Annotated in this window: 19 protein-coding genes; 9 read left to right on the plus strand and 10 right to left on the minus strand. The window is 57.1% G+C overall.

The window, feature by feature from the left end; all coding sequences use genetic code 11:
- Positions 1-3 precede the first annotated feature (3 nt).
- Together arsC and AM410_RS23340 are read left to right on the plus strand one after the other, a co-directional pair.
- Positions 4-435, plus strand: coding sequence for a glutaredoxin-dependent arsenate reductase (gene arsC / locus AM410_RS23335; protein ID WP_073395813.1), 432 nt, complete (start codon positions 4-6; stop codon positions 433-435).
- A 117-nt stretch (positions 436-552) separates the two neighbouring features.
- Positions 553-1,329 (plus strand): SDR family NAD(P)-dependent oxidoreductase, encoded by a 777-nt coding sequence (locus AM410_RS23340; RefSeq protein ID WP_073395812.1) that lies wholly within the window; start codon positions 553-555, stop codon positions 1,327-1,329.
- On the opposite strand, the gene AM410_RS23345 is transcribed toward AM410_RS23340, so the two are convergent.
- Positions 1,326-1,877 (minus strand): TetR/AcrR family transcriptional regulator, encoded by a 552-nt coding sequence (locus AM410_RS23345; protein ID WP_020884879.1) that lies wholly within the window; start codon positions 1,875-1,877, stop codon positions 1,326-1,328. The two genes, AM410_RS23340 and AM410_RS23345, sit on opposite strands and share 4 nt — an antisense overlap.
- Before the next feature lie 82 nt (positions 1,878-1,959).
- Here AM410_RS23345 and AM410_RS23350 point away from each other — a divergent pair, with 82 nt between their 5' ends.
- A complete protein-coding gene (locus AM410_RS23350) occupies positions 1,960-3,174 on the plus strand; it encodes an MFS transporter (RefSeq protein ID WP_083599644.1) in 1,215 nt (404 codons plus the stop codon).
- Positions 3,164-3,976 carry a Cof-type HAD-IIB family hydrolase gene (locus AM410_RS23355; RefSeq protein ID WP_020884881.1) on the plus strand — a complete coding sequence of 271 codons (813 nt, stop codon included), beginning with the start codon at positions 3,164-3,166 and terminating at the stop codon, positions 3,974-3,976. Before AM410_RS23350 ends, AM410_RS23355 begins: the two co-directional genes overlap by 11 nt.
- A 40-nt stretch (positions 3,977-4,016) precedes the next feature.
- Here AM410_RS23355 and AM410_RS23360 read toward each other — a convergent pair whose 3' ends face one another.
- Positions 4,017-5,249, minus strand: coding sequence for an MFS transporter (locus AM410_RS23360; protein ID WP_014169295.1), 1,233 nt, complete (start codon positions 5,247-5,249; stop codon positions 4,017-4,019).
- A gap of 168 nt (positions 5,250-5,417) precedes the next feature.
- Here AM410_RS23360 and AM410_RS23365 point away from each other — a divergent pair, with 168 nt between their 5' ends.
- The 3 genes from AM410_RS23365 to deoR all read left to right on the plus strand — a co-directional run bounded on the left by AM410_RS23365 (position 5,418) and on the right by deoR (position 7,588).
- Positions 5,418-6,146: a phosphatase PAP2 family protein gene (locus AM410_RS23365; RefSeq protein ID WP_014169294.1), complete on the plus strand. Its 729-nt coding sequence runs from the start codon at positions 5,418-5,420 to the stop codon at positions 6,144-6,146.
- Positions 6,147-6,153: 7 nt separating this feature from the next.
- Complete coding sequence (gene ybjG / locus AM410_RS23370) at positions 6,154-6,762, plus strand: undecaprenyl-diphosphate phosphatase (RefSeq protein ID WP_025204604.1); 609 nt, start codon at positions 6,154-6,156, stop codon at positions 6,760-6,762.
- A 67-nt stretch (positions 6,763-6,829) separates the two neighbouring features.
- Complete coding sequence (gene deoR, locus AM410_RS23375) at positions 6,830-7,588, plus strand: DNA-binding transcriptional repressor DeoR (protein ID WP_014169292.1); 759 nt, start codon at positions 6,830-6,832, stop codon at positions 7,586-7,588.
- A 52-nt stretch (positions 7,589-7,640) separates the two neighbouring features.
- On the opposite strand, the gene dacC is transcribed toward deoR, so the two are convergent.
- Positions 7,641-8,846, minus strand: a complete 1,206-nt coding sequence (gene dacC / locus AM410_RS23380) for a serine-type D-Ala-D-Ala carboxypeptidase (RefSeq protein ID WP_020884884.1) — start codon at positions 8,844-8,846, stop codon at positions 7,641-7,643.
- A gap of 256 nt (positions 8,847-9,102) precedes the next feature.
- Between dacC and AM410_RS23385 the strand changes: the two genes are divergently transcribed.
- Positions 9,103-9,729 (plus strand): glutathione S-transferase family protein, encoded by a 627-nt coding sequence (locus AM410_RS23385; RefSeq protein ID WP_032681369.1) that lies wholly within the window; start codon positions 9,103-9,105, stop codon positions 9,727-9,729.
- Here AM410_RS23385 and AM410_RS23390 read toward each other — a convergent pair whose 3' ends face one another.
- Together AM410_RS23390 and bssR are read right to left on the minus strand one after the other, a co-directional pair.
- Complete coding sequence (locus tag AM410_RS23390) at positions 9,730-10,848, minus strand: PQQ-dependent sugar dehydrogenase (protein ID WP_014169289.1); 1,119 nt, start codon at positions 10,846-10,848, stop codon at positions 9,730-9,732. It lies immediately after the preceding gene.
- 106 nt (positions 10,849-10,954) lie between these two features.
- On the minus strand, positions 10,955-11,338 hold the full coding sequence (gene bssR, locus AM410_RS23395; protein ID WP_020884887.1) for a biofilm formation regulator BssR: 384 nt from the start codon (positions 11,336-11,338) through the stop codon (positions 10,955-10,957).
- A 216-nt stretch (positions 11,339-11,554) separates the two neighbouring features.
- Between bssR and rimO the strand changes: the two genes are divergently transcribed.
- Positions 11,555-12,880, plus strand: coding sequence for a 30S ribosomal protein S12 methylthiotransferase RimO (rimO, locus tag AM410_RS23400; RefSeq protein WP_014169287.1), 1,326 nt, complete (start codon positions 11,555-11,557; stop codon positions 12,878-12,880).
- A gap of 50 nt (positions 12,881-12,930) precedes the next feature.
- Here rimO and gsiD read toward each other — a convergent pair whose 3' ends face one another.
- Genes gsiD through iaaA form a run of 5 tightly spaced genes read right to left on the minus strand, consistent with a single transcriptional unit; the run spans position 12,931 to position 19,193 of the window.
- On the minus strand, positions 12,931-13,842 hold the full coding sequence (gene gsiD / locus AM410_RS23405) for a glutathione ABC transporter permease GsiD (RefSeq protein ID WP_020884888.1): 912 nt from the start codon (positions 13,840-13,842) through the stop codon (positions 12,931-12,933).
- A 1-nt stretch (position 13,843) separates the two neighbouring features.
- Complete coding sequence (gsiC, locus tag AM410_RS23410) at positions 13,844-14,764, minus strand: glutathione ABC transporter permease GsiC (RefSeq protein WP_108648533.1); 921 nt, start codon at positions 14,762-14,764, stop codon at positions 13,844-13,846.
- Between the two features lie 45 nt (positions 14,765-14,809).
- The gene (gene gsiB, locus AM410_RS23415; protein ID WP_020884890.1) at positions 14,810-16,348 is read right to left on the minus strand and encodes a glutathione ABC transporter substrate-binding protein GsiB; all 1,539 of its coding nucleotides are present in this window, start codon (positions 16,346-16,348) and stop codon (positions 14,810-14,812) included.
- A gap of 23 nt (positions 16,349-16,371) precedes the next feature.
- Complete coding sequence (gsiA, locus tag AM410_RS23420) at positions 16,372-18,243, minus strand: glutathione ABC transporter ATP-binding protein GsiA (RefSeq protein WP_050736552.1); 1,872 nt, start codon at positions 18,241-18,243, stop codon at positions 16,372-16,374.
- Between the two features lie 11 nt (positions 18,244-18,254).
- On the minus strand, positions 18,255-19,193 hold the full coding sequence (gene iaaA, locus AM410_RS23425; RefSeq protein ID WP_047355724.1) for a beta-aspartyl-peptidase: 939 nt from the start codon (positions 19,191-19,193) through the stop codon (positions 18,255-18,257).
- Between the last annotated feature and the right edge of the window lie 103 nt (positions 19,194-19,296).

Raw genomic sequence — 19,296 nt, forward strand, 5'->3', positions numbered from 1 at the left:
GATATGAGCCATATCACCATTTACCACAATCCAGCCTGCGGCACCTCGCGCAACACGCTGGAGATGATCCGCAACAGCGGCACTGAACCCGAAATTATTCTGTACCTTGAGAACCCACCGTCACGTGATGAACTGACCAGACTGATTACTGAGATGGGGATTTCCGTGCGGGATTTGCTGCGCAAAAATGTCGAACCTTATGAACAGCTGGGCCTCGCCGGGGACCGGTTTACCGACGACCAGCTTATCGATTCTATGCTGCAGCATCCGATCCTGATTAACCGTCCGATCGTGGTGACGCCGCTGGGCACTCGCCTGTGCCGCCCTTCCGAAGTCGTACTCGATATCCTGCCTGATGCACAGAAAGGGGCGTTTACGAAAGAAGATGGCGAAGCGGTGGTGGACGCCAGCGGAAAAAAAATCTCCGGCAGCTAATCTGCTGATAGTGATGCCGTAAGTCTTGTCAGCCACATACCCTGCCCCGTGGCGGAGTTGCATCCGCCGTCACCCGACCCATAATTTGATGGACCGGTCTGGTGAGGGGATGCAGGTATGAGTCTCAAAAATAAAACCGCCGTTATCTTTGGTGGCAGCGGCGCTATTGGCAGCGCCGCTGCGTATGCGCTCGCCCGTGAAGGGGCTACGGTCTACCTCGCGGCACGCGATCAGGCCAGGCTGGAGCACGTCGCTAACCGCATTCACGCCGTTGGCGGGTCAGCCCGGCTGTTTGTTTTCGATGCCCTCGATACCGACGCGGCGCTCCCGGACGTTACCGGCATTGATATCGTCGTGAATGCCACGGGCTTTATGCATGACCAGGGTAAACGCCTCGACGCATTAACGCTCAGTGAGTTCAGACAGGGGTTCGCCCCTTTTCTGGCCGCCTATTTCAACATCGCCAAAGCTGTCGCCCCCCGTATGGGCGGTGAGCGTGCCGGAACGCTTATCACCGTCGTTGCGCCGGCTGCAAATATGGCGATGCCGGGACATCTCGGGCATATCGTCGGCTGTGCGGGGACGGAAGCGTTAACCCGTGCGCTCGCGGCGGAGCTGGGGGCAAAGAATATTCGTGTCCTGTGCGTGCGTTCGCATGCGATAGCCGACGCGGTTCAGGCCGGTTCCGGTGTGGGTGACCTGTTCGCCATCAAGGCGCAGGCGATGGGCATCACCGTGGAGCAGTTTCTGGAGGGCGCGGCACAGAGCACGATGCTGAATCGCCTGCCGACGCTGGAGCAGGTGGCAGACACCATCGCGTTTCTGGCGTCAGATGCAGCCGGTGCCATCACGGGCACAACGGTAAACATGACGGCCGGCGCGACCACAATCTAACGTCCGCTCTCGCCCGCTATCCTGCCGACCATCGCCCGGATCTCCTCCCGGGTGAGCGGGGCTCTGTCGGTCACAAAGTGCAGCGTCATCCCTTCGATAAAGGCATCCAGCGCGCGGGTGGTCACCGGGTCGAACCACTGCTCAAGCGTGGTCTGGCTCATCTTCATCCAGTCCTGCATTACCGTTTTGAGCGCCGCACTGCGGTGCATAAAAGCATAGAGCTGGTACATCAGCGCCATATTCTGCGGCGTCGTGACCTGCGAACTGTGGATCAGCGTGGTGATGGATTCGCACGCCATTTCTGGCCCGGTCACACCGGCGAAGAAATCCCGATACTGCTGCGACATCTGCCGGGTAAACCACGTAAAGGCCTCTTCCAGCAGCGACTCCATACCGTCAAAATAGTAGGTCATCGACCCCAGCGGCACGCCCGCGCAGGTGGCGATTTTCCGGTGCGTCACGGCATGAATACCGTGCTCTGCAATGGTGTCCAGGGTCGCCTGCAGGATCTTCTCCCGGCGTTGAGGATCGTTCGGTGCTCTGCTCATAAATTCCCCACGTGGTTTGTGTACAAATGTACACAAACTTGCTAGTGTTGTCGCTATTGTTGTACTTCCGGTGCTGACTTCAATGACTCTGACCTCCCCCCGTAGAACCCTGCAGCTGCGCATGTGGGCGCTGTTTATGTTCTTCTTTATTCCCGGTCTGCTGATGGCCTCATGGGCCACGCGTACCCCGGCCATTCGCGATATTTTATCCGTCTCAACGGCCGAGATGGGCATCGTGCTGTTTGGCCTGTCGATAGGCTCCATGAGCGGTATTCTGTGCTCCGCGTGGCTTGTCAAACGCTTCGGTACACGGGCGGTCATCCGCACCACCATGTGCTGTGCCGTGTTCGGGATGCTGGTGCTGAGCATGGCGCTGTGGCTTGCCTCGCCGGTGCTGTTTGCCCTTGGGCTGACGGTGTTTGGCGGCAGCTTCGGTGCCGCTGAAGTGGCCATTAACGTTGAAGGGGCATCGGTTGAACGTGAGATGAATAAAACCGTACTGCCGATGATGCATGGCTTTTACAGCCTTGGCACGCTGGCCGGTGCGGGTGTAGGGATGGCGCTGACGGCCTCGGGCGTCGCCGCGAACCTGCATATTCTGCTGGCCGCACTGGTATGTATTATCCCCATTCTGACCGGTATCCGGGCGATCCCTGACGGCACCGGCAAGAACACCTCTGACGAACACGCCACCGCGGAAAAAGGGCTGCCGTTTTACCGCGACATTCAGCTGATGCTGATCGGCGTGGTGGTGCTGGCGATGGCCTTTGCGGAAGGGTCCGCTAACGACTGGCTGCCGCTGCTGATGGTCGACGGCCACGGTTTTAGTCCAACCTCCGGTTCCCTGATCTACGCCGGTTTCACCCTCGGGATGACCGTCGGGCGCTTTACCGGCGGCTGGTTTATTGACCGCTACAGCCGCGTGGCGGTGGTGCGTGCCAGCGCCCTGCTGGGCGGGCTGGGGATTGCGATGATCATCTTTGTGGACGTGGACTGGATTGCCGGCGTGTCGGTGATCCTCTGGGGTCTGGGGGCTTCGCTTGGCTTCCCGCTCACCATTTCAGCCGCCAGCGACACTGGTCCGGATGCACCGACCCGCGTCAGCGTGGTGGCCACCACGGGCTACCTCGCCTTCCTGGTGGGGCCACCGCTGCTCGGCTTCCTCGGTGAGCACTACGGGCTGCGCAGCGCCATGCTGGTGGTGTTAGGGTTAGTGATCATCGCAGCGCTGGTAGCGCGCGCGGTCGCGAAGCCGGAAACGGAACAAACGACACTGGAGAAGGGATATGAGCGTTAAACTGATCGCCGTCGACATGGATGGCACGTTTCTGAGCGATGCCAAAACCTATAACCGCCCGCGTTTTCTGGCGCAATATGCACGAATGAAAGCGCAAGGCATTCGCTTTGCGGTTGCCAGCGGCAACCAGTACTACCAGCTGATTTCCTTTTTCCCGGAGATTGCCCATGAAATTGCGTTTGTCGCGGAAAATGGCGGCTGGGTGGTCAGCGCCGGGGAAGATGTCTTTAACGGTGAACTGTCGAAGACGCACTTCGACACCGTTGCCGCCGTGTTAAACGATGTGCCGGGCATTGAGATTATCGCCTGCGGAAAAAGCAGCGCCTATACGCTGAAGCACTATGACGACGGCTTTAAGGATATCGCGGCAAAGTACTACCACCGTCTCGAAATGGTGAGTGATTTCGGCAACCTGAACGATATTTTCTTCAAATTCGGGCTTAACGTCTCTGACGACGACATCCCGCGTATTCAGGCGATGCTGCACGAAAAGCTGAACGACATTATGGTGCCCGTCACGACCGGCCACGGCAGTATCGACCTCATCATCCCCGGGGTGCATAAAGCCAACGGTCTGCGAATACTGCAAAAGCGCTGGGGCATTGATGACAGCGAAGTGGTGGCTTTTGGCGATAGCGGGAACGACGTAGAAATGTTGCGCCAGTCAGGGTTCAGCTTTGCGATGGCAAACGCCAGGCCGCATATTAAGGCGGTGGCGCGCTTTGAAGCCCCGCACAATAACGACGAAGGCGTGCTGGATGTAATTGATAAGGTGTTGAACGGCGAAGCGCCGTTTCATTGACGCCACCATGGCCCTCTCCCGCCGGGAGAGGGAAAACAGCTTACGGCTGTAAAGCATTCCCGACGCGTTTATCCTTCAGGAACACCACGATAAGCCCAACCCACAGCACGCCGTTAGCCAGATTAAACAGGCTGAACAGACCGTTGCCGCCAAATGCGTAGGCGTGTTTGCTCACCTCGATTCCAACGGTGAAAATCAGCATTTGCAACATGCCCATCGCCGCTGACACCGTGCCTTTGCTCATCTCGCTGGCGAACAGGGTCAGGCGCACCAGCCCGGCATTCGCCACACCGATACCGAACGCGTAAACGCTTAATCCTGCGGTCATCCACAGATACGCATGGGACGACACCACTGTCGCGACCGCCGCCAGAACCAGCCCGGCAGCAATGGGCCAGCCGCCCATAATGATCAAGGCACGCACCGTACGGCGGGATGTGAGACGCGCCAGCACCAGGTTACCGATAATCAGCGCGCCAAAAATTGGCACCTGCAGCAGGCCATACTCATAGCTGCTGAGCTGCTCGCCGCTGATGATAATGACCGGCGACTGGGCAATCCACGCCAGCAGAGGCAGGCTAACAAACCCCGTCGCTAGCGCGCCCGCCACAAAGCGGCCGTTCTTCAGCACTTCTTTGTAATCACGGCCCAGCTCTTTTAGCGACAGTTTCTCACCCAGACGGGTAGCGGTTTCCGGCATCGCGCGGTGCAGGCCAAAGAAAGCGACGGCGGCCAGCACGGCAAACAGCACGAACATCCCTTCCCACGGTGCAACGTGTACCCAGGCAGCGCCCACCAGCGGCCCCAGCAAGGGCGCGATCAGCGCCACGTTCGCCATCAGCGCGGTAATCTTGATACACACCGCTTCCTCAAACGACTCCTGGATGGCGGCATACCCGACGGCACCGATAAAACAGAGGCTCACCCCCTGCAGGAAGCGCAGCAGGGTAAATTGCTCAATATTTTGCGCCAGCAGCGTGGCGAGGCAGGTCACGATAAACCACACCACGCCCGTCAGCATCACCGGACGACGGCCAATACGATCCGACAGCGGCCCTAACAGCCACTGCAAAAACATGCCGCCAGCCAGATAGGCGGTCATGGAGGTCGGTACCCATTCGATCCCTGCGTTGTACTGTTCAACAACGGCCAGCATGCCGGGCTGGATCATATCGTTGCCGATGTAAGTAGAGAATTCGTAGAGCACCAGACACAAGGGGAAAAGCAACGCCTGACGACCCAGACGTGAACCAGAAGAAGAACGGTTTAACATGCAATCTCTTTATCGTGACAAAATCGCGACGAGTGTAATGAAATGCCCTGGCCCGAGATAGTGATTTATCCAGAAGAAACAGAAATAAAGCACATATCGTCTTTGTTTAAGGTTTCCTTAAGTTGACAGATTTATGATAGCCCCATTTCTCGTCAACGACTCCGGATTATGGCACCCACTTCCAGCCGTTCAGAATTGTCTAACTTACAGACAAATAAGACAAAACGACTTTACCGTCTACCACCCCGCTTTTATGGTTATCAGCTTTTAATACTGATAGCCCTTGCCGTGCTGTTTACCTGGCTATCCCGCGATGAAACGCTCGACAGATGGATCACCGGTTTATGGTATGACGCGGCTGCACACCGTTTTCCACTGCAGCAAGACCACCTGCTGGACCTGCTGAACCATCGACTGGCGAAGTACATCGCCATCGCCGCAGGTGCTGTTGCGCTCATTTATGGCGCGTTCAGGCGCAATGCGAGACTGGTCACGGCCGCGCTGCTGATGGGGCTTGGCGCGCTGGTGGTTGGCGTACTGAAAAGCATAAGCCATCACAGCTGCCCGTGGGATCTGGTGGAGTATGGCGGTAAGGCCGTTTCTTATCCGCTGTTCAGTGCCGCTCCCGCTGACAGCGGTCCGGGGCGCTGTTTCCCCGGCGGTCATGCCTCCAGCGGCTTTATGGTGATGGGACTGTTCTTTGCCTTCTGGCGCGAGCGTCCGCGTCTTGCCTGGTGCTTCGTCGTGCTGGGCGTCGTTTTAGGTCTGGCGATGGGTTACGGCCAGGTCATGCGCGGGGCGCATTTTTTCTCTCACAACCTGTGGGCTGGGTGGTGGGTCTGGTTTTCCCAGTTGGTGGTCTACGGTCTGGTCTCCACCTGGTTTGCTAAAGAGTGACAACGCTATGTTAGAGAATTTGAATTACCAGCTGTTTTATCTCATCAACGCCACTCCGGCCTCGCCAGAGTGGATGATTGATTTCGCCACCTTCCTGGCAAAAGATCTGATCAGTATCGTGCCGGTGCTGGCGGCGATCCTCTGGCTGTGGGGGCCGAGAAGCCAGGTGAAGGCGCAGCGTCAGCTGGTAATTAAGATGGCGATGGCCCTCGGGATCAGCGTGCTGGTCAGCTACATTCTGGGCCTGACGTTCCCGCACGACCGCCCCTTCGTCGACCACGCGGGGTATACCTTCCTGCACCATGCTCCGGATGACTCGTTCCCAAGCGATCACGGGACGGTTATCTTTACCTTCGCGCTGGCCTTCCTGTTCTGGCATCGTCTGTGGTCGGGTGTGGTGCTGATGGTGGTGGCAGGGGCTATCGCCTGGTCTCGCGTTTATCTCGGCGTCCACTGGCCGATGGATATGGTGGGGGGGTTGCTGGTCGGTCTCATCGGCTGCGTCAGCGCAGCGATCCTGTGGAATCTCTTCGGTGAAGTGCTCTACCGCGGCCTGTCTTATCTGTATCGCACCCTTTTTGCTATCCCGATCCGCAAAGGCTGGATACGTGACTAACCCCAGTCTGACAGGTTACACTTGAACCCCCGCCCTGCGGGGGTTCACTTTTTTATCCCGAGGAACTATGGAAACACGTCGCGATGACCGCATTGCTCAGCTGATACAGGCGCTGAAGCGCAGTGATAAGCTTCATCTTAAGGAAGCCGCCAGTCTCCTCGGGGTCTCTGAGATGACCATTCGCCGGGATCTGAACAGCGAGAGCGCGCCTGTCGTGCTGCTGGGCGGGTACATTGTGCTTGAGCCGCGTAGCGCCAGCCATTATCTGATCAGCGACCAAAAGACGCGCCTGGTGGAAGAGAAACGCAAAGCCGCCCGGCTTGCGGCCTCGCTGGTGCAGCCGCATCAGACACTTTTTTTTGACTGCGGCACCACCACGCCGTGGATAATCGAAGCGATCGACAGCAGCATTCCGTTTACGGCGGTGTGTTACTCGCTGAATACCTTTCTGGCACTGCAGGAGAAACCCGAGTGCCGGGTGATCCTCTGTGGCGGTGAGTTTCACGCCAGCAACGCCATCTTTAAGCCGCTGAATCTGCAGGATACGCTCAGCAACGTATGTCCGGATATCGCGTTTTATTCCGCAGCGGGGGTCACTGTCCGTCAGGGAGCAACCTGCTTTAACCTGGAAGAGTTGCCGGTCAAGCACTGGGCATTAAGCGCCGCGCAGTACCATGTGCTGGTGGTCGATCACAGCAAGTTTGGCAAGGTTCGTCCGGCAAGAATGGGTGAGTTATCGCGCTTTGACGCCATCGTCAGCGATTGCCGTCCGGATGAAGAGACCGTGGCCTACGCGAAAGCGCAGCAGGTGAAGTTGATGTACTGAGTCAGGTGCAGAGGTCATGCCGGGTGGCGCGATGCCACCCGACAATGGAGGCTTAACTGAACCAGCTGCCAAACCATCCGTGGAATTTCATCATGACGAAGTCCCACATCCGGCTAAAGAAACCGCCCTCTTCTACCGCTTCCATCACAATCAGCGGACGCTGTTCAATCGATTTGCCATTAAGCTGGAAATCAATCGTCCCGACCACCTGGCCTTTTTTCAGCGGCGCGGTGAGCTGGCTGTCGGTCAGGGTGTAGCTGGCTTTCAGGTTTTTCAGCTGACCACGGGGAATGGTCACCGACCCGCCTTCACCCGCCCCCAGGTTCACTTCACTCTTGTCACCAAACCAGACGCGCTGGCTGATGAACGTGGCATCCGGTTTAATGGGCGTGACGGTTTCATAGAAGCGGAAACCCCAGGTCAGCAATTTTTCTGATTCATTAAAACGAATGCGGTCGGTTTTGGTGCCCAGCACGACCGAGATCAGGCGCATATCGCCCTGAGTTGCGGAAGCGACCAGGTTATAACCCGCGCCGGCCGTGGTGCCGGTCTTCATACCGTCGACGTTGACGTTGCTGCTCCACAGCAGACGGTTACGGTTCGGCTGGCGGATTTTATTGAAGGTAAACTCTTTCTCTTTGTGGATGGCATATTCATCCGGCACGTCGTGGATCAACGCTTTGCCTAACAGCGCCATGTCGCGCGCGGTACTGAACTGACCCGGCGCATCAAGACCGTGCACGGTTTTAAAGGTGGTATTGGTCAGGCCCAGTTTTTGCGCGTAGCCATTCATCAGGCCAATAAAGGAGTCCTGGCTGCCCGCAACGTAATCGGCCAGCGCAATACAGGCATCGTTACCGGACTGGATAATGACCCCTTTATTCAAATCAGACACTGACACCTGATCGCCGGGTTTGAGGAACATCACCGATGACCCACGCAGCGCCGGGTTGCCGGTCGCCCAGGCGTCCTTCCCGATGGTGACCATATCGTCAAGCTTGATTTTGCCCGCTTTCAGCGCCTGACCCACCACATAGCTGGTCATGATTTTCGTCAGGCTTGCCGGGTCAAGTTTCTCATCCGCATTGCCTTCCGCCAGCACTTTACCACTGGAATAATCCATCAGGATCCAGGCGCGCGCATCCACAGGCGGCGCTTCGGGCGCAGCCTGTTCCGCTGCGTAGAGAGTTGGTACAAACAGGAAAAGGAGCGCAGAGCCTGCCGCCAGGCTGCGCAGAGAAGTCATTTTTCGCGTCATAAATGCCACCCGAGTGTCCATTCAAAAATTACGTCACATCACCGTGTCGCAAGAAGCGATGAGTAATAGCGCACTAAAACGGTTAAAGAAACCTAACCAAGGTAAAGTTATTAAAGTTTATGCAATAACATTCAGATACGCTTTGATTCAGGCGATTTTTTTGTCTTCTGTTGCGTAATTGTTAGGTTTATCTCACCATGGCAAATCGCTGGCGTTGATTCACATCTCAGGTTGTTTGACTATTTCGGGAGTTTCTATGATTACGCTGTGGGGCAGGAACAATTCAACCAACGTTAAGAAAGTCCTCTGGACGCTGGAGGAGCTGGATTTACCGTTTAAGCAGGTGATGGCAGGTTTGCAGTTTGGGGTAAATAAAGATGCCGACTATCTGGCCATGAACCCAAACGGTCTGGTGCCCTTGCTGCGCGACGAAGAGACCGACGTGACGCTGTGGGAGTCCAACACCATCGTGCGTTACCTCGCGGCACAGTATGGTCAGAGCCGCCTGTGGGTGGACAGTCCGGCCCAACGCGCTCAGGGTGAAAAGTGGATGGACTGGGCAAACCAGACGCTCTCCCCCGCACACCGTGTGATCCTGATGGGGCTTGTCAGAACCCCCGAAGCTGACCGCGACTATCCTGCCATTCATGCAGCCCAGGACACCTGTGAAAACCTGTTTGCGATGATGGACGACGAACTGGCGAAGCATCCGTGGTTTTCAGGCGAACGCTTCGGCGTAGGCGATATTGCCGTTGCGCCCTTCATCTGGAACCTGACCAACATTGACGTTACCTGGACGCCGCGCCCGCACCTTGAGCGCTGGCTGAAGCAACTGAGCGAGCGCCCGGCATACCGTCACGTGGTGATGATCCCGGTGACCTGATTACGATCCGGACGGGCTGACTTTCAACAGTTGCCCGTCCGTCTCATCGGTCAGGACATACAGATACCCATCCGGCCCCACCCGCACATCGCGAATGCGCTGGTCTCTGTCACCTAAAATTCGCCCCTTCTCGGTAACCGTGTTGCCCTCTACGCTCAGCACGATAACGTCTTTCTCCTTCAGCGCCCCGACAAACAGCGTATTTTTCCACTGCGGGAATACGTCACTGTTGTAAAACGCCATCCCGCTCACGGCGGGGGACACTTTCCAGACAAAGAGCGGCTTTTCCGTTCCCTCGACGTGCTCGCCCTGGGCTTCCGGGATCTTCAGGCCGCTGTAGTTGATACCGTGCGTCGCCAGCGGCCAGCCGTAGTTTTTGCCTTTCTCCGGGATATTGATTTCATCCCCGCCGCGCGGACCGTGCTCGTTAAGCCACAGCGTGTCGCTCCAGGGGTTCATCGCCATCCCCTGCGGATTACGAATGCCGTAAGACCAGATTTCAGGCCGTGCGCCGGGAGTGTTCACAAACGGATTATCGGCAGGCACTTTGCCGTCCTCCGTCAGGCGCACAACTTTGCCCTGCAGTTTATCCAGATCCTGCGCCGTCGGACGCTGGTTGTTCTCGCCCAGACCAATAAACAGATGGCCTTTACCATCGAAGACCAGTCGGCCACCGAAATGGTTACCGGTGGACAGTTTCGGCATCTGACGGAAGACCACCTGGAAACCTTCAATTCGGGAGAGATCATCGCTTAAGCGGCCATAGCCAACCGCCGTTCCCGCTTTGCCGTCATTCCCCGCCTCGGCATAGCTCAGCCAGACGCGGCGCGATTTTTCAAAATCCGGGGCGAGTGCCACGTCCAGCAACCCGCCCTGGCCGTTTGCCCAGACCTTGGGTACGCCGACGATCGGGTCGGAAAGCCCTTTTCCGGCCTGCCAGTGCTTTAACTGGCCTCCCTTAAGGGTCACCAGCAGCCCTTTATTGTCCGGCAGGAACGCCATCGACCAGGGATGATCGAGCCGGTTTTGCACAACGTCGACTTTTACCGCGTCAGGGGCGGCGAGGAGAGAAATCGGGAAAAATAACGCAGGCAGGAAAATCAGCGAAGATCGATGCATAACGCGCTCCTTTATCGGTTTATGGCATAAAGGTTAGCCACTGGCTCCGGGCACGTTATCACTTTTACAAAAGCTTAATCAGAAGGGGGAGTTGCCTCCCCCGGTGTCAGTGTTGTTCAAGCGTCTCGTGCTTGTTCAGACACATGATGCATAGAGAGAGCGTGGTCAGGCAGTTTTCAAGCTTCTCCGCGTTAACAGCGATAAAATTCGGGCAGTCGTGGCGTCCGTTCATCAAACATACCCCTGCAATGGAGAGCACCTCGGCGGCGCGGCGCAACGCAACGAGTTCGCTTTCGGCGTATTCCGCTTTCAGGACGGGTGCTTTTTCACGCATGAAGTTGCAAAGTTCAAAAAGATTATCACGCAGATGTTCGCTTTCGCTGACTGACATATACCCTTTTGCCTTCCTCAACTGTAGGTACGCGGCAAGGTCGATTCGGGCATTGATCAGCTTGTTAAGCAGATCGCGTTTCAGTCTGTCAACGGACATGCTCTTTCCTCCTCTGTCAGCCATTGTGCACATTCAGAATAAGGTTATTTTTTGTACAGTTTAATGCCTGAGATCAATAATTCTTAACTGATTAACATTATTTACAATGTTACAACCTTCTTGCCGGTCATCCGCCTCGCAAAGAGTGTATAAATCCCCCGCGGAACGCTGTAAAATCCCGCCCTGATAACTCCATAATTGATGAATTTTTAACCTATGAGCAATGTTACGCACCAGCCTAAAATCGGCTTCGTCTCCCTGGGCTGCCCAAAAAACCTGGTGGATTCTGAACGCATCCTGACCGAACTGCGCACCGAGGGCTATGACGTGGTGCCAAGCTACGACAACGCCGACATGGTGATCGTTAACACCTGCGGGTTTATCGACAGCGCGGTTCAGGAGTCACTGGAAGCCATCGGTGAAGCCCTGACGGAAAACGGCAAAGTGATTGTGACCGGCTGTCTGGGCGCGAAAGTGGACCAGATCCGCGAAGTGCACCCGAAAGTGCTGGAGATCACCGGCCCGCACAGCTACGAGCAGGTACTGGAGCATGTTCATCACTATGTCCCTAAACCTAAGCACAATCCGTTCCTGAGCCTGGTGCCAGAACAGGGCGTGAAGCTGACCCCGCGTCACTATGCATACCTGAAAATTTCCGAAGGCTGCAACCATCGCTGCACCTTCTGCATTATCCCGTCCATGCGTGGCGATTTGGTCAGCCGTCCGATTGGTGAAGTGCTGGCAGAAGCCAAACGTCTGGCAGACGCAGGCGTTAAAGAGCTGCTGGTCATTTCCCAGGATACCTCGGCCTATGGCGTCGACGTGAAGCATCGCTCTGGTTTCCACAACGGCGAGCCGGTGAAAACCAGCATGGTTGGCCTGTGCGAACAGCTTGCCAAACTGGGTATCTGGACACGTCTGCATTACGTCTACCCGTATCCGCACGTTGACGATGTCATCCCGCTGATGGCAGAAGGGAAAATTCTTCCGTATCTGGATATCCCGCTGCAGCACGCCAGCCCGCGTATTCTGAAGCTGATGAAGCGTCCTGGCTCCGTCGATCGCCAGCTGGCACGCATCAAACAGTGGCGTGAAATCTGCCCGGACCTGACCCTGCGTTCCACCTTCATCGTGGGCTTCCCGGGTGAAACCGAAGAAGATTTCCAGATGCTGCTCGACTTCCTGAAAGAAGCACGTCTGGACCGCGTAGGCTGCTTCAAATACAGCCCGGTAGAAGGCGCGACCGCCAACGAACTGGCGGATCAGGTTCCGGAAGAGGTGAAAGAAGAGCGCTGGAACCGCTTCATGCAGCTGCAACAGCAGATCTCTGCTGAACGTCTGCAGGAAAAAGTGGGCCGCGAAATTCTGGTCATCATCGATGAAGTGGACGAAGAAGGCGCGATTGGCCGCAGCATGGCGGACGCCCCTGAAATCGACGGCGCGGTCTACCTGAACGGCGAAACCAGCGTTAAGCCGGGCGATATTGTCCGCGTGAAAGTTGAAAACGCCGACGAGTATGATTTGTGGGGAAGCCGGGTTTAACGGCGTTTACCCTTCCCTTCACCCTCTCCCGCCGGGAGAGGGTTTCCATCCTACCCCTTAATCCTCGGATCCAGCGCGTCGCGTAACCCATCACCCAACAGGTTAAACGCCAGCACGGTCAGGAAAATGGCCAGGCTCGGGAAGATGGCCACGTGCGGTGCAATGACCATGTCCGCTCTTGCTTCATTCAGCATCGCGCCCCACTCCGGTGTAGGCGGTTGCGCACCCAGCCCCAGAAACGACAGGCTGGCCGCCGAGATAATCGACACGCCGATACGCATAGTAAAATAGACCACGATAGACGACACCGTCCCCGGCAGAATATGGCTGAACAGGATAGTGGCATCGCTGGCCCCCATGCTGCGCGCAGACTCAATAAAGGTTTGCTGTTTGAGCACCAGCGTGTTGCCTCGTACCAGACGCGCAAACGCCGGTATTGAGAAGACCGCAACCGCAATAATGACGTTAGCCATACCGCTGCCCATTATCGCCACCACCGCAATCGCCAGCAAAATGCCCGGGAAGGCAAACAACACGTCGCAGATACGCATGATGATGCGGTCCCACCAGCCTTCGTAATATCCGGCGACCAGACCCAGCACGGTGCCGATTGCCGCGCCAATCAGTACCGCAAAAACCCCGGCGGCGAGAGAGATCTGCGCCCCCACCAGCACGCGGCTGAAGATGTCGCGCCCAAGCGAGTCCACGCCGAACCAGTGCAGCATCGACGGTCCATCATTGAGACGGTCGTAATCAAAATAGTTTTCCGCATCAAACGGTGCTACCCACGGCGCAATGACCGCCACCACAATCAGCAGCAGGACAAACAGCCCCGCCGTCATGGCGACCGGCTGACGGCGAAAACGCCGCCAGAATTCAGACCACGGCGTGCGGATATGGTCCGGCTTTAGCCCCGGCATAGCGTTTAACATGGCCTGACGACGCCAGTTCAACAATCGCATTTTACTTATACCTGATGGCCGGGTTAATGGCGGCGTAGAGCACATCCACCACTAAGTTGATAAGAATAAATTCCAGTGAGAAAAGCAGGACTTCGGCCTGAATAACCGGGTAATCACGCATTTCGACTGAATCCACCAAAAGACGTCCCAGCCCCGGCCAGTTAAAGACCTTCTCCACCACAATCGAGCCGCCCAGCAGGAAACCAAACTGGAGCCCCATCATCGTCACCACCGGGATCATCGCGTTACGAAAGCCGTGTTTGAGGATGACCCATTTCTCGCTGACCCCTTTCGCCCGGGCGGTGCGAATATAATCTTCGCTCAGCACGTCAACGAACGAGGCGCGGGTAAAGCGGGCCATCACGGCCGCAACGGCAGCACCCAGCGTCATCGAGGGCAGAATGCAGTGTTTCCAGGTGTCGGCCCCGACCGTCGGCAGCCAGCCCAGCTCCACGGAGAATATCTGCATCAGCAGCATCCCCAGTGCAAATGCCGGGAAGGAAATGCCCGTGACAGCCAGAGCCATACCGAGCTTATCCGGCCAGCGGTTGCGCCAGACGGCAGCGACAATTCCTGCGCCAAGACCAAACAGCACCGCCCAGCTCATGCTGGCAATGGTTAACCAGAACGTGGGCATAAAGCGGCTGGCAATCTCTTCCGACACCGGACGACGTGACACCATAGAGATGCCAAAGTCACCCTGCAGAACGTTGCCAATATAGTGGAGAAACTGCATATACAAAGGCTGGTCGAGGCCCAGTTGTTTTCGCACCAGCGCGATAACCGTTGCATCCGCATCTGACCCTGCAACCAGACGTGCCGGATCGCCCGGCAGCATATGAACAAACAAAAACACCAGCACCGCCACAATCAGCAGCGTCGGGATAAGCCCCAACAGGCGTTTACAAACATAATTCAGCATGCCTTTCCCTCTCATCCCACAGGCGGTGGCCTGCGGGCATGAGTATTATTTTAAATCTGCTTCATCAAAGCTAAAGCCCGTATCCGGCATGATGTAGAACCCGGTCAGCGCTTTGTTATGCGCGGAAACCAGTTTTTCCACCACCAGCGGTACCCACGGCGACTCTTTCCAGATGATATCCTGCGCCTCTTTATACAGGCGTGCTTTCTCTTCCGGTTTGGTCGTTTTCAGGGCATCCGCCAGGTCTTTATCCACCTTCGGGTTGCTGTAGAAGGCCGTGTTGAACAGGGTCGGCGGCCAGTTCTGTGAGGCGAACAGCGGCGACAGCGCCCAGTCCGCTTCACCGGTAGAGGCCGACCAGCCGGTGTAGAACATCCGTACGCCGCTCTCTTTCTGCCCTTTCCCTTCCACCTCAGCCGCACGCTGACCGGCATCCATCGCGGTGACCTGTGCCTTGATACCTACCTGCGCCAGCTGCTGCTGGGTAAATTGCAGCACCTTCTGAGCGGTACTGTGATTATGCGACGACCAGAGCGTGGTGCTAAAGCCGTTCGGGAAGCCCGCCTCTTTTAACAGCTCACGCGCTTTGGCCGGATCGTAAGGCCACGGTTGATAGTTTTGCGAATAGGCGATCGCCGGAGGCAGCACGCCGGTAGCCGGCGTGGCATAGCCAGCAAAGGCGACTTTTACCAGCGCCTGGCGGTTAATGGCGTAGTTGATGGCCTCTCGCACCTTTGGATTATCAAACGGCTTTTGCGTCACGTTCATGCTGATATAGCGCTGCATAATGGACGGGCTGGCGACCAGCTCCAGCTTGCTGTTTTTCTGCAGAATGGCGGCTTGCTCATAGGGGATCGGGAACGCGAACTGCGCCTCGCCGGTCTGCAGCATCGCCGCGCGGGTGTTGTTGTCCACCACCGGACGCCAGGTAATGGTGTCCAGCTTCGGCAGACCCGGCTGCCAGTAACCCGCAAACTTCTTAACCTTCACAAAGTCGGTCTGGTTCCAGGTGAGCAGCTCGTAGGGGCCGGTCCCCACCGGATGGAACCCGATCTCTTTGCCGTATTTTTTCAGCGCGGCGGGCGAAATCATCGCCGTGGCCGGATGCGCCAGAATATTGATAAACGCCGAGAACGGCTCTTTCAGGGTGATCTTCACCGTCGTCGGGTCGACCACCTCGGTGCTGGCGATGTTTTTATACAGGTTGTAGCGCTTGAGGCTATTTTCCGGGTTGCTGGCGCGATCGAGGTTTATCTTCACCGCCTCCGCGTTGAAATCTGTACCGTCCTGGAACTTCACGCCGGTTCTGAGCTTAATGGTATACACCAGCCCGTCGCTGGAAACGGTATACCCTTCCGCCAGCACATTTTTAAGTTTCATCTCGCTATCCAGGCCAAACAGCCCCTGATAGAACGATTTCGCCACCGCCTGGGAGAGCGTGTCGTTGGCATCATACGGATCCAGCGTGGTGAAATTGGAACCGACGGCGACCACCACATCTTTGGCAGCGAACGCCGGCGCGGCGGCCAGGGCTGCCGTCACGCTCGCGGCGAGTAACCATCTGCGCGCTACAAATTTAACCATTGTGTTCTCCTGCCTGTTTTAAGTTATAACCGCGAGAATGCATTGTCCTGACGCGGAGGGGCCACAAAATGCCCCGGGCCAACCTCGCGCAGCGCCACGCGCTCCACCGCCTCGCCCCGTTTACGAATATTGCTTGGCATTTCGTCCTGCAGCAGCACACGCTGGCCGTGGCGATGCTCAGGGTCGGCAACCGGCACCGCGGCAATAAGTTTGCGTGTGTAAGGGTGCTGTGGATTTTCAAATACCGCCCTGCGCGGTCCTATCTCCACAATTTGCCCCATAAACATCACCGCGACACGGTGGCTGATACGCTCAACCACCGCCATGTCGTGTGAGATAAAGAGGAAGGCAATCCCCATATCCCGCTGCAGGTCGAGCAGTAAATTAATGATTTGCGCCCGGATAGAGACATCCAGCGCCGAGACGGATTCATCTGCAATCACCACTTTCGGGTTAAGCGCCAGCGCGCGGGCAATGCAAATACGCTGCCGCTGACCGCCCGAAAACTCGTGCGGATAACGCCAGGCATGTTCTGGCTTCAGCCCCACGCGCTCGAGCAGCCAGGCCACCCGACGCTGCGCGGCTTCACCGTCGAGCAGGTTATGCACCCGCAGCGGCTCCATAAGTGAATACCCCACCGTGTGGCGCGGGTCGAGGGAGGCATACGGATCCTGGAAAATAAACTGGATATCTCGTCTCACCGCCTGCAGTTTGGTGTCCGGAAGGGTATCAATGCGTTCCCCGTTAAAGGTTATGCTGCCCTCCTGGGACTCCACCAGCCTGAGCAGCGCCCGCCCGGTGGTGGATTTCCCGCAGCCCGACTCTCCCACCAGCGCCAGCGTTTCGCCTGGCCATAAATCAAAACTGACGTTTTCAACCGCATGCACCTCGCGCTTCACGCGGTTAAACATTCCGCTGCGCAGGGGAAAACGGGTCACCAGATCGCGCACTTCCAGAATCGGCTTTCCGGGTACCACGGTATCCTGCTCGATTTCATCTTCCTGCTGGCCTGCCGCTTCGAGAGAAATTAACGGGAACCGGCGCGGTAAATCGCTGCCGTTCATCGCCCCCAACCGCGGGACCGCCGCCAGTAGCGCTTTGGTGTATGGATGAACCGGCGCATGGAAAATCTGTTCAACCGTGCCGGTTTCCACGGCGTTGCCCTTGTGCATGACCAGCACGCGATCGGCAATATCGGCGACCACGCCCATATCGTGGGTGATGAAAATCACCCCCATCTCCATCTCCTGCTGCAGCACTTTGATAAGCTGCAGAATTTGCGCCTGAATAGTCACATCCAGTGCCGTCGTGGGTTCGTCGGCAATCAGCACCGCGGGACGGCAGGAGAGCGCCATCGCAATCATGACGCGCTGACGCATACCGCCGGAAAGCTGATGCGGGTAGCGTCCCAGAATGGCCTGCGCTTCCGGTATGCGTACCAGGTCAAGCATGCGTTTCGCTTCACGAAGCGCCTCATCACCACTCAACCCCTGATGCAGGCGGATGGACTCGGCAATCTGTTCCCCGACCGGAAAGACCGGGTTCAGCGAGGTCATCGGCTCCTGGAAGATCATCGCAATATCGGCCCCGCGCACGCTCTGCATCTGCGAGGCGCTCAGCTCATTTAAATCAATGACCTGGTGGTTACGCCGGCGCAGCAGCATTTTTTCGCAGCTGACCTGTCCGCCGGTCTGTTCCAGCAGACGCATCAGCGCCAGTGCGGTGACCGATTTCCCTGAACCGGACTCGCCCACAATCGCCAGCGTTTCGCCGCGGTTGAGCGAGAACGATAAATTCTGTACTGCGGGGATGAACTGCCGCTCTTCCTGAAACGCAATATTCAGTTGATGGACAGCCAGCACTTCACGGTTGTCCAGCTCTTCACTGTGCGGCACGCTTTGCCCCCTTATTCACGATAGATCCCCGTACTGGGTTCATCACCGGCATAACCCCACGCGCGGTACATACCTTCGCTGTTAAACGGCAATGCCACGTTGCCCTCACGATCCACCGCAATTAACCCACCGATACCCCCCAGTGCGGGCAGTTTCTCCATCACCACGCGCTCACAGGCTTCGGCCAGGCTTAACCCGCCGTAATCCATCAGCGCGGTGATGTCATACGCCGCGAGGGCGCGAATAAACACTTCACCGGTTCCGGTGCATGACACTGCCGCCGTGGCGTTATTGGCATAGCACCCTGCCCCCGGTAATGGAGTGTCACCTACCCGGCCCGGCAGTTTGTTGGTCATACCGCCGGTCGACGTGGCCGCAGCCAGATTCCCGGCTTTATCAAGAGCCACCGCCCCTACCGTGCCCATTTTGCTGCGCTCATCGAGCGGCGCGGTATGGTCAAGCTGCGCCACGTTTGCCGAGCGCGCCTCAAGCAGCTGTTGATAACGCTCCGGCGTTGAAAACAGATCGGGAGAAACTGGCGTCATGCCATGTTCCGCGGCAAACGTCTCCGCCCCGGCCCCGGTCAGAAGAACATGCGGGCTCGCCTCCATCACCAGACGCGCGGCCAGCACCGGATTACGCAGATGGCTCACCCCCGCGACGGCGCCCGCTTTAAGGGTGACACCGTCCATGACGCAGGCATCCAGCTCGTGCGTTTCATCGCGGGTAAAGACCGAACCAATGCCCGCGTTAAACAACGGGCACTCTTCCAGCAGACGTACCGCCTCGGTAACCACATCCAGCGCGCTCTCGCCCGCCTCCAGCATCCGCTGGCCCGTTTCCACAATGGCATACAGCGCATCAATATAACGTTTTTCCTGCTCGGGACTGAGCAGGGCACGGGTGATTGCCCCGGCGCCACCATGAATTGCGATTACCGCATTAACCATTCCCATCACCCGTTAGCCTGATTTGCGGCTTTTTCTATAAATATCATTATCGTCGCTGAAACTTCAGATGATTTTTGAATATAGAAAGACGCAACTGTGATGT

This window comes from Enterobacter cloacae complex sp. FDA-CDC-AR_0164, assembly GCF_003071645.1.
Classification (GTDB): Bacteria; Pseudomonadota; Gammaproteobacteria; order Enterobacterales; family Enterobacteriaceae; genus Enterobacter; species Enterobacter ludwigii.

Coding starts and splice junctions, on each gene's coding strand:
- ybjG (WP_025204604.1), top strand. CDS start 6,154: ATGTTAGAGAATTTGAATTACCAGCTGTTTTATCTCATCAACGCCACT.
- gsiB (WP_020884890.1), bottom strand. CDS start 16,348: ATGGTTAAATTTGTAGCGCGCAGATGGTTACTCGCCGCGAGCGTGACG.
- AM410_RS23360 (WP_014169295.1), bottom strand. CDS start 5,249: ATGTTAAACCGTTCTTCTTCTGGTTCACGTCTGGGTCGTCAGGCGTTG.
- AM410_RS23355 (WP_020884881.1), top strand. CDS start 3,164: ATGAGCGTTAAACTGATCGCCGTCGACATGGATGGCACGTTTCTGAGC.
- dacC (WP_020884884.1), bottom strand. CDS start 8,846: ATGACGCGAAAAATGACTTCTCTGCGCAGCCTGGCGGCAGGCTCTGCG.
- AM410_RS23385 (WP_032681369.1), top strand. CDS start 9,103: ATGATTACGCTGTGGGGCAGGAACAATTCAACCAACGTTAAGAAAGTC.
- gsiD (WP_020884888.1), bottom strand. CDS start 13,842: ATGCGATTGTTGAACTGGCGTCGTCAGGCCATGTTAAACGCTATGCCG.
- arsC (WP_073395813.1), top strand. CDS start 4: ATGAGCCATATCACCATTTACCACAATCCAGCCTGCGGCACCTCGCGC.
- AM410_RS23365 (WP_014169294.1), top strand. CDS start 5,418: ATGGCACCCACTTCCAGCCGTTCAGAATTGTCTAACTTACAGACAAAT.
- bssR (WP_020884887.1), bottom strand. CDS start 11,338: ATGTCCGTTGACAGACTGAAACGCGATCTGCTTAACAAGCTGATCAAT.
- AM410_RS23390 (WP_014169289.1), bottom strand. CDS start 10,848: ATGCATCGATCTTCGCTGATTTTCCTGCCTGCGTTATTTTTCCCGATT.
- gsiC (WP_108648533.1), bottom strand. CDS start 14,764: ATGCTGAATTATGTTTGTAAACGCCTGTTGGGGCTTATCCCGACGCTG.
- AM410_RS23340 (WP_073395812.1), top strand. CDS start 553: ATGAGTCTCAAAAATAAAACCGCCGTTATCTTTGGTGGCAGCGGCGCT.
- AM410_RS23345 (WP_020884879.1), bottom strand. CDS start 1,877: ATGAGCAGAGCACCGAACGATCCTCAACGCCGGGAGAAGATCCTGCAG.
- rimO (WP_014169287.1), top strand. CDS start 11,555: ATGAGCAATGTTACGCACCAGCCTAAAATCGGCTTCGTCTCCCTGGGC.
- iaaA (WP_047355724.1), bottom strand. CDS start 19,193: ATGGTTAATGCGGTAATCGCAATTCATGGTGGCGCCGGGGCAATCACC.
- deoR (WP_014169292.1), top strand. CDS start 6,830: ATGGAAACACGTCGCGATGACCGCATTGCTCAGCTGATACAGGCGCTG.
- AM410_RS23350 (WP_083599644.1), top strand. CDS start 1,960: ATGACTCTGACCTCCCCCCGTAGAACCCTGCAGCTGCGCATGTGGGCG.